Origin of the sequence: Pseudomonas agarici, assembly GCF_900109755.1 — a bacterium.
Classification (GTDB): domain Bacteria; phylum Pseudomonadota; class Gammaproteobacteria; order Pseudomonadales; family Pseudomonadaceae; genus Aquipseudomonas; species Aquipseudomonas agarici.
On sequence record NZ_FOAR01000046.1, the window covers coordinates 1 to 10,926 of the forward strand.

Sequence of the window (10,926 nt, forward strand, 5' to 3'; positions counted from 1 at the left end):
ATCGACCATCAGGTGAAGATCCGTGGCTTTCGTATCGAACTGGGCGAGATCGAAGCGCGCCTGCTGGAGCAGGAGGCGGTACGCGAGGCCATTGTGCTGGCGGTGCCGGGCAGCAGTGGCCTGCAACTGTCGGCCTATGTGGTGCCGACGCAACGCTCGGTGAGTCAGGCCGGGCCGGCGGAGCAGGCGGCTGTGCGCGAGCGGATGCGTGCCCGGCTCAAGGACAGCCTGCCGGACTATATGGTACCGACGCACGTGCTGTTCCTTGAGGGATTGCCGTTGAGCCCGAATGGCAAGCTGGACCGCAAGGCCCTGCCACTGCCGGATGCTAGCCAGGCGCAACAGGCTTTTGTCGCTCCGGTCACGGCGCTGGAACAGCAGATCGCGGCGATCTGGCAGGCGGTGTTGAAGGTCGAGCGAGTCGGGCTGAACGACAACTTCTTCGAGCTGGGCGGCCATTCTCTGCTGGCTACCCAGGTTATCTCCCGTGCAAGGAAAGCCCTGGCGCTCGATGTTCCCCTGCGTGCGCTGTTCGAGCACAGCGTGCTGAGCGATTTCGTTAAGGCCCTGGGGCAGGAGGCTGGGCATGTTGAACCGCCGTTGCTGCCGGTCGACCGCGAACAACCGCTTGAGCTGTCGTTTGCCCAGGAACGTCAATGGTTCCTCTGGCGTCTCGATCCCCAGAGCAGCGCGTATCACATTCCGAGCGCATTGCGCCTGCACGGCCAACTGGATCTGCCGGCCCTGGTACGCAGTGTCGATACCCTTTGCGCCCGTCACGAAAGCCTGCGCACCACGTTTGTCCAGGAAGGAGAGCGGGTCTTTCAACGGATTCGACCGCAAGCGCGGATAACCATTGAGCGTCATCATCTGGAGCCGACAGCGGACGCGTCGTTACGTGAATCACGCATCCTGGCGTTCGTCGAAGCCCAGACGCAGAGGCTGTTCGATCTGCAACAAGAGCCGCTGATGCGCGTGCAGCTGCTGCATGTCACGCCCGAGGAACAGGTGCTGGTGCTGACCCAGCACCATATCATTTCCGATGGCTGGTCGATGGCGATCCTGGTGGAAGAGCTTATTGCACTCTATAGCGCCTACAGCCGGGGAGAGACGCCCAAGTTGCCCGCACTGCCGATCCAGTACGCCGACTATGCGCACTGGCAACGCCAATGGCTGGCGGCGGGAGCGCGCGCACGACAATTGGAGTACTGGACCGGCCAACTGGGGGGTGAACAACCGATCCTCGAATTGCCCGCCGATCGGCCACGCCCCGCCGTGCAAAGTCACCGTGGCGCGAGTTTCGATATCGCCTTGCCGACCGAAGTGGCGTCGGCCCTGAAAGACCTGGCCCTGCGTGAGCAGGCGAGCTTGTTCATGGTCTTGCTGGCATCGTTCCAGGCTCTGCTGCATCGCTATAGCGGTCAAGCGGACATCCGCGTCGGTGTGCCGATTGCCAACCGCAACCGGATCGAGACCGAGCGTGTGATCGGTTTCTTCGTCAACACCCAGGTCCTGCGGGCTCGGGTCGAGGGGCAGTTGTCGTTCGCCGGGTTGCTGTGCGCGGTGCGCGAGGTGGCGATACAGGCCCAAGCCCATCAGGACCTGCCATTCGAGCAGTTGGTCGAAGCCCTGCACCCACAACGCAGCTTGAGCCACAGCCCGCTGTTCCAGGTGATGTACAACCATCAGAACGAAACCCGGCAGGGCCAGGATCAATGGGCCTTGCCAGGGCTGCGGGTCGAAGGGCTGGTATGGGACAACCCCAGTTCACCGTTTGATCTGACCCTGGATACCTTCGACACCGCGCAAGGCCTCTTCGCGACACTGACCTACGCCACCGATCTGTTCGACCGCGGGACTATCGAGCGCATGGCCGGCCACTGGCTGAATCTGCTGCGCTCGGTTGCCACGGATGCGACACGCTGCATCGGCGAGCTGGACTTGCTGACCCCGGCGCAGACGAGCCGTTTGCAAGGCTGGAGTGCCGACGGTGTCAGCTATCCGTTCAAGCGTTGCGTGCATCAGCGTATCCAGGCGCATGCCGAGCGCTTGCCCGAAGCGGTGGCGTTGCTGTTTGGCGAGCAGCAAATGACCTATGGCGAGCTGGAAGCGCGGGCCAACCAATTGGCGCATAGGCTGCGGGCGGAGGGCGTCGGTCCGGAGGTGCTGGTGGCAATCGCCCTGGAGCGCAGCCTGGAGATGGTGGTTGGCCTGCTGGCCATCCTCAAAGCAGGTGCAGCCTACGTCCCCCTGGACCCTGAATACCCCGGCGAACGATTGGCGTACCTGATGCAGGATTCGGGGGTTGCCCTGTTGCTGACGGATTCAGCATTGGCCGCACGCTTGCCAGTGCCGGCGCACCTGCGTTGCCTGCTGCTGGACCAGCTCGATCTGGCTGGGCTGCCCCGCAGCGCGCCGCCGTTGCAGCCGGACCCGCGAAGTCTGGCCTATGTCATCTACACTTCGGGCTCCACTGGGCAGCCCAAGGGCGTGATGGTGGCCCATGGTCCGCTGGCCATGCACTGTCTGGCGATTGGCGAGCGTTATGCCATGAGCGAGCGGGACTGCGAGCTGCATTTCATGTCCTTCGCTTTCGACGGTGCCCATGAACGCTGGCTAACCACCTTGATCCACGGTGGCCGCCTGCTGATCCGCGACGCGCATTTGTGGACCCCGGAACAGACCTACCGGGCCCTGCATCGCCATGGCGTGACAGTCGCGGCATTTCCCCCCGCATACCTGCAACAACTGGCTGAGCATGCCGCCCTGGACGGCAATCCACCGCCCGTGCGCATCTACTGCTTTGGTGGCGACGCGGTACCTCAGGCAAGTTTCGAGCTGGCCATGCAGGCACTGAAACCACAGTTCATCATCAATGGCTATGGCCCAACGGAAACCGTGGTGACCCCGCTGATCTGGAAAGCGGCTCGGGGCGTGCAGTGCGATGCGGCCTATGCGCCGATTGGCAATCGGGTCGGCGATCGCAGCGTTGCGGTACTCGACGCCCACCTGCAACGCGTGCCCCAGGGGCATGAGGGGGAGTTGTACCTGGGCGGCGAGGGTGTGGCACGGGGTTACTTGAAGCGTCCTGGCCTGACCGCCGAACGTTTCGTCCCTGATCCCTTCGCCTCGGGAGGGCGGCTGTATCGTAGCGGCGACGTGGTGCGCCAGCGGGCGGATGGGGTGATCGACTACCTCGGTCGTATCGACCATCAGGTCAAGGTGCGCGGTTTCCGGATCGAGTTGGGCGAGATCGAGGCCCGGCTGCAAGAACATCCGGCCGTGCGCGAGGCGGTGGTATTGGCCCGGCAAGGGCAGTCGGGAGTCCAACTGGTGGGCTATCTGGTGCCGGTCGATGCGGCGGCTGGGGGCGATCCGCTGCTGACCCAGGAGCGCCTGCGCGACGAGATCAATCAGCGGCTCAGGGACGTGCTGCCGGGCTACATGATTCCAACCTATCTGCTGTTCCTCCAGGCCATGCCCTTGACGCCTAACGGCAAGCTGGATCGCAAGGCCTTGCCCGAGGTCGACGGCAGCTTGATGCAACGTCGCTTCGTGGCGCCGACCGGCGAACTGGAATGTACGCTGGCCGGAATCTGGCGGAGCGTACTGAAACTTGAGCAAGTCGGTCGCAACGACAACTTCTTCGAACTGGGCGGGCATTCATTGCTGGCGACTCAGGCGACGGCCATGGCCCAGATGCAATTGGGGTCCGAGGTGCCGTTGGAGCTGATCTTCAAGGCCGGCACCCTGCATGAGTATGCCACTGCCCTGGCGGGGTGCCTGAATACCCATTCGGCGCAGGACCTTAGCGACATGCATGACTTTCTTACCGAGCTGGAGACGAATTGAGATGGCCGAATTGGACAACCTTGCGCTGGTTCAGCGTTTCATTCGCCTGCCGCTGGCGCAACGCCAAGTCTTTCTCGAACGGCTCGCCGGCAAGGGCATGAGCCTGAGTCACCTGCCAATTCCAGCCATGGCCCATGAATTCGAACCGATACCGCTGTCCTATGCCCAACAACGGCAATGGTTTCTCTGGCAGCTCGACCCAGACAGCGCCGCCTATCACATTCCCAGTGCCTTGCGCCTGCGTGGCTCGCTGGACCTCGCTGCGCTTGAGCAGGCTTTTAACGACTTGATCGTGCGCCATGCCAGTTTGCGCACGCGGTTCGAGCAGGCCGGCGAGCAGGCGGTTCAGGTGATCGAGCCCGAAGTCCGCCTGCGGTTGAACGTCCAGGTACTTGAACCGCAGCCCGATGAAGCCCGGTGCCACCAGCGGATCGAGGCTTTCATCCAGGCACGCAGCTCGCAGTTGTTCGACTTGCGGCTGGCGCCCTTGCTGCGTGCCGACGTGCTGCAGATTGCAGCGGGCGATCATGTGCTGGTCATGACCCTGCACCATATTATCGCCGACGGCGTGTCGATGCGGGTGCTGGTGGACGAACTGATCCAGGGCTATCTGGCGCGTATCCAGAGCCATGCGCCACAGTGGCCGGTCCTGCCGATCCAGTACGCCGACTACGCTATCTGGCAACGACAATGGATGGAGGCCGGTGAGCGCGCACGGCAACTGGCGTACTGGCAGGATCAATTGGGCGACGAGCATCCACTTCTGCAATTGCCCACGGATTTTGCCCGTCCCGCCGAACAGAGTCATCGCGGTGCCCGGCTGGAGCTGGAGTTGCCGCTGGCCAAGGCCCAGGCCCTCAAGCGGTTGGCCCGTAGCGAAGGCGTGACGCCGTTCATGGTGCTGCTGGCATCGTTCCAGTTCCTGTTGTACCGCTACAGCGGGCAAGCGGATATCCGCGTTGGCGTACCGATCGCCAACCGGCAGCGACTCGAAACCGAAGGGCTGATCGGTTTCTTCATCAATACCCAGGTGCTGGCCGCGAAGATCGAAGGTCATCTGCGCTTCGTCGACCTGTTGCAGCAGGTCAAGCAGACGGCGCTGGGCGCGCAGGCTCACCAAGACCTGCCGTTCGAGCAACTGGTCGAGGCGTTGCAGCCGCAACGCAGTCTGAGCCACGGTCCACTGTTTCAAGTGATGCTCAATCACCAGAGCGACACAGGACAGGCGCAGCTACCCGCCGGCCTGGCGTTGCAGATCGAGCACCTGGCCTGCGACGACGCCAGCAGCAAGTTCGACCTTACGCTGGAAACGGTCGAGCACGCAGAAGGACTTTCGGCAAGCTTCATCTATGCCACCGATCTGTTCCGTGCCGCGACGATCGAGCGCCTGGCCGCCGACTGGCAAGGGTTGCTGGATACCCTGATTGCCGAGCCGACTCTCCATTTGGGCGAGGTTGTAACGGGGGCGCGAGATAAGCCGGTCACGGATCCTGCCGTAGCCTTCGACGGCGCACCGACAACCGGCGTGCAGCAATTGTTCGAGCGTCAGGCCGCCCGGAATCCCGAGGCGATTGCGGTGGTCTGCGGCGACCGGAAAATCAACTATGGCGAGCTTGAGCGCTGGGCCAATCGCCTGGCCGCCCGACTGCTCGCGCAAGGCGTCGGGCCTGAGGTGGGCGTGGGCATTGCGGCGGCGCGCTCGATCGAATTGATTGTCGCCATGCTGGCGGTGCTCAAGGCGGGCGGCTGCTACCTTGCCCTGGATGTCACGACGCCCATCGAGCGCCAGCAGCAATTGCTGGCGGACAGTGGCATCGGCCTGTTGCTCAGCGATGCGCAACTGTGCCAGCGGCCAGCCTTGAGCGGCCCGTTCAGCCTGCTCGAACTGGATGCCTGCGAGCCATGGGCCGCGGACCAGCAGCAGGCCCCTGAAGTGGCCATCGCCGGGCAAAACATTGCCTACCTGATCTACACCTCAGGCTCCACCGGGCGTCCCAAGGGCGTGATGGTCAGCCACGCTGCGTTGCTCAACTATGTCCAGGCGCTGTTGCAGCGGGTGTCGCTGGAGGACGTTCGCAGTCTGGCCATGGTTTCCACCGTGGCCGCCGACCTGGGTTACACGCAACTCTTCGCCGCCCTGTGCTCGGGGCGCACGTTGCATCTGATCGACACTGATCTGGCCATGGATGCCGAGGGCTTTGCCGCCTATATGAGCGCCCATGCGGTCGACGCCCTGAAGATTGTTCCCTCGCATCTGTCGGCGTTGCTCAAGGCGCGCAACCCGAGCCAGGTGCTGCCGCGTCGCTGTTTGATCCTGGGGGGGGAAGCCTGCCCGGCGCAACTGCTGGACAGCGTGCACACGCTGATGCCGCACTGCCGGGTGTTCAACCACTATGGCCCGAGTGAAACCACCATCGGTGTGCTGGCAACCGCGTTGGATCTGGACCGTTCGCCGATCCGCGCGCCGTTGGGGCATCCGCTGGCCAACATCCGGGTCCATTTGCTCGACGCCGACTTGCAACCGGTGATCGAAGGTGTGCCGGGAGAGTTGCAGATTGCCGGTGCCGGATTGGCTCGTGGTTATCTGCGGCAGCCGGGCCTGACGGCGCAGCGCTTCGTTCCCGATCCGTCCGGCGAGGGTGGGCGTCTGTACCGCAGTGGCGACCGCGGGCGTTTGACGGACGAGGGCATCGAGTACCTTGGGCGTATCGACGATCAGGTAAAGATTCGCGGTTATCGCGTCGAGCCGGGTGAAGTGGCCGCCGCCCTGCGTCGCCTGCCGGCGCTGGTGGAGGCGGCGGTGCTTGCCGTACCAGGACGGGTCGGCAAGCAGTTGGTCGCCTACGCGGTTCCAGGCGATGGCACGCTGCTGAGCGCCGATCCGCAAGTTCAGGCGCGGCACTGCAACGAGCTTTTGTTGCAACTGCGCGCCTACTTGCCGGACTACATGATTCCGGCGCACCTGGTGCTGGTGCCAGGTCTGCCCCTCAATGCCAACGGCAAGCTGGACCGCAAGGCCCTGCCGGCTGTCCCGAGCGGTCAGGGGCCGATCTTTATCGCGCCACACAGTGCGCTTGAACAGCGGATTGCAGCCATCTGGCAAGACGTCCTCAAGCTTGAGCAAGTCGGCCTGACCGACAATTTTTTCGAGCTGGGCGGCGATTCGATCATTTCCATCCAGGTCGTCAGCCGGGCGCGCCAGGCGGGTATCCGTTTCACTCCTAAGCAGTTGTTCCAGCACCAGACCGTCCAGGGATTGGCGACAATTGCCCAGGAGGGCGCGGACCTGCCGGCTATCGATCAGGGCGCGGTGAGCGGTGAGTTGCCGCTGTTGCCGATTCAGCAGGCGTTCTTCGAGCGGGTGATTGCCGAACGGCACCACTGGAACCAGTCGGTGTTGCTGCAATCGAGCAGGGTTCTGGATCCAGTGCTTCTGGAGCAGGCCTTGCAGGCCCTGATCATCCACCACGATGCCTTGCGTCAATCGTTCAGCGAGCAGCCGCAGGGCTGGCGCGCCAGGTACCGCAGCGTCGCTGAACAGCGCTGCTGTTGGGACGATGCCCCGGTATTGGCGCAGGTGCATGGCGTGGCACCGTCGATGATCGAAACGCTTGGACTGCAAGTCCAGCGCAGCCTCGAACTGGGCGATGGGCCGCTGGTCAAGGCGTTGTTGATGGCGCTGGAGGACGGCAGCCAGCGTCTGTTGCTGGTGATTCACCATCTGGTGGTGGATGGCGTGTCCTGGCGGATTCTGTTTGAGGATCTGCAACGCGCCTACCAGCAGTTGGCCAACGGGCAGCCGGTGGCGCTACCGGCCAAGACCACTTCCGTCAAGGCCTGGGCGAAGCGTCTGCAAGATTATGCGCAAGGCCCGGCCAAGGAGCAGCTGGCATTCTGGCAGGCGCGGTTGCAACATGCACCGGCGGACTTGCCGGGTATGCGGTTGGCGAGCGAGCCGTGTAACGATCAAAGCATCACGGTTTATACGCGTCTTGCCGCCGGCTTGACCCGGCAACTGCTGCAGCAGGCTCCGGCGGCCTACCGCACTCAGGTCAACGATTTGCTGCTGACCGCACTGGCGCGGGTGATCGCCAGGTGGACTGGCGAGTCGGCGGTGTTGATCCAGCTCGAAGGCCATGGCCGCGAAGAGCTGTTCGATGAGGTCGACCTGACGCGCACCGTCGGCTGGTTCAGCAGCAAGTATCCGGTCCGGCTAGACCCGGGCGGGGATTTCCCCGAAGCGATCAAGACGATCAAGGAGCAGTTGCGTGCTGCGCCCGCGAAGGGCATCGGTTTTGGCCTGCTCCGCTACCTGGGCGATGCACCGACCAGGGCTGCGCTGGCAGCACTGGCGGAGCCACGCATCACGTTCAATTACCTTGGGCAGTTCGACGGCAGTTTTGCCGAAGACGAACGGGCGCTGTTCTCGCCCGCCAGCGAATCGGCGGGTGCCGAGCAGAGCGGATTGGCGCCCTTGGGCAATTGGTTGACCTTGAACGGCCAGGTGTTTGCCGGCGAGCTCAGCCTGGGCTGGACGTTCAGCGCGCAGCGCTTTGCCCCTGAACTTATCCAGCGCCTGGCGGATGACTATGCCGCTGAGCTTGCCGCGCTGGTGGCGCATTGCTGTCTGCCGGGCAGTCACGGCGTCACCCCAGTGGACTTTCCATTGGCGTGTCTGAGCCAGGAACAATTGGACAGCCTGGCCCTGGAGGCCGCATCCGTCGAGGATTTGTTCCCCCTCGCGCCGATGCAGCAGGGCATGTTGTTCCATAGCCTGTACGAGCAGGCGGCTGGCGATTACATCAATCAGTTGCGGGTCGATGTCGCTGGCCTGGACCCCGAGCGCTTCATTGCTGCCTGGCAATCGGTGGTTGACCGTCATGAAGTCCTGCGCAGTGGCTTCCTCTGGGAAGGCCGGCTCGATCAGCCGCTGCAAGTGGTCCACAAGCACTGTAGTGTGCCGTTCAGCGTGCTTGACTGGCGGAGCGATGGCGCCCGGATGGCCGGTCTCGACCGTCTGGCGAACGAGGAGCTCAAGCGGGGCTTCAACTTGAGCGAAGCGCCCTTGTTGCGAGTCTATCTGGTGCAGACCGAGGACACGCATCACCACCTGATCTATACCCACCACCACATCCTGATGGATGGCTGGAGCAGTTCCCGGTTGCTTGGCGAGGTGTTGCAGGCCTATGCCGGCCAGCCTCTGGGGCGGGCAGCGGTGCGTTACCGGGACTATATCGCCTGGTTGCAGGCCCAGGATCAGCAGGCCAGCAAGGACTACTGGCTGGAACACCTGCGTGGCCTGGAGGCGCCTACCCGTCTGGCGCATGCGCTGGTAACGCCGGCAGGCGACACAGACGGATACGCCGATCATCACCAGGTGTTCGATAGCCGCTGGACGCAGGCGCTGGGTGACTTCGCCCGGCAGCAGAAAGTCACCGTCAATACCGTTCTGCAAGCCGCCTGGCTGCTGCTGTTGCAACGCTACACCGGCCAGCGGGCGGTGAGCTTCGGTGCCACGGTTGCCGGTCGTCCGGCTGAGCTCAGGGGGGTGGAGGAGCAGATCGGTCTGTTTATCAATACCTTGCCGGTCATCGCCAGCCCATGTGCTGAGCAGACAGTGGCTGATTGGTTGCAGGACGTACAGGCGCAGAACATTGCATTGCGCGAGCAGGAGCATACGCCGCTGTTCGAGATTCAGCGCTGGGCCGGATACGGTGGGGAGGCCCTGTTCGATTCGATCCTGGTGTTCGAAAACTACCCGGTGTCCGAAGCCTTGCAGCAGGGCGCGCCCGAGGCGTTGCAGTTCGGTCCGGTGAACAGCCATGAACAGAGCAACTATCCGTTGACCCTGACGGTCAGTCTGAGTGACACCCTGGCGTTGCATTATCGCTATGTCCGGGCACAGTTCGCCGAGGCGTCGATCCGCGCGATCAGCCAGCACCTGGATACTCTGCTGAGTCTGATGCAGCAAGATGTGCGGCGTCCGCTTGGGGAACTCGGGCTGCTGTCGGCGGACGAGCGCCGGTTGCAGCTTGAGGAGTGGAACGCCAACGGGCTGGCCTATCCGCGTGAGCTGTGCATTCACCAGCAGATCGATGCCCAGGCGAGCAGCCAGCCGCAGGCCATCGCCCTGACGGTCGGCGCGCAGCACTGGAGCTACGAACAACTGAACCGGCAGGCCAACCAGTTGGCCCATCGCCTGATCGAGTCGGGCGTCGGCCCGGAGGTCCGGGTCGGCGTGGCGATGAGCCGTTCGGCGCAGATGGTGGTGGCCTTGCTGGCCGTGCTCAAGGCTGGCGGCACCTATGTGCCGCTGGACCCGGACTATCCGGCCGAGCGCGTGGCCTACATGCTCGAAGATAGCGGTGCCAAGGTGCTGTTGACCGAGCGCGAGCTGCTGGCGGGGCTGACGGTCCCGCAGGCTGAGATACTGGTGCTGGAGGCCACGGGCACGGCGTTCGCGGAGTACCCGGCGCAGACGCCAGACAGTGCCGTGACGGCGCAGAACCTGGCGTATGTGATCTACACCTCCGGGTCCACGGGCCAGCCCAAGGGCGTGGCGATTACACATCGCAACGTGGCGGCACTGATCCAGTGGTCGCGGCAGGTGTATAGCCAGGACGACCTGCAAGGTGTCCTGGCCTCGACCTCGATCTGTTTCGACCTGTCGGTCTGGGAGTTGTTCGTGACTCTGGCCAGGGGCGGTTCGATCATCCTTGCGCGTAATGCCCTGGAACTGCCGGATCTACCGGCTCGCGACCAAGTGCGGCTGATCAACACGGTACCCTCGGCCATAGCCGCGCTGCAGCGTGCGGGACAGATTCCGGCAAGCGTGCGGATCATCAACCTGGCCGGCGAACCGCTTAAGCAAGCGCTGGTGGATTCGTTGTACGGGCTGGCGTCGGTCGAGCATGTCTACGACCTGTACGGCCCCTCGGAAGACACCACCTACTCGACCTGGACCCGACGTGAAGCCGGTGGCCTGGCGAACATTGGCCGCCCCCTGGCCAATACGCAAAGCTACCTGCTCGACAGCCAGTTGCAACCGGTGCCGCCAGGTGTGGCGGCGGAGCT

General features: G+C 63.7%; 2 protein-coding genes. Both read left to right on the top strand.

Features of this window, described 5'->3' with window-relative positions:
* A partial coding sequence (locus BMX68_RS24420; protein ID WP_143063363.1) for a non-ribosomal peptide synthetase occupies positions 1–3,852 on the top strand: 3,852 nt, incomplete at its 5' end.
* Between the two features lies 1 nt (position 3,853).
* The coding region (locus tag BMX68_RS24425; protein ID WP_177178873.1) for a non-ribosomal peptide synthetase at positions 3,854–10,926 on the top strand (7,073 nt) is incomplete at its 3' end.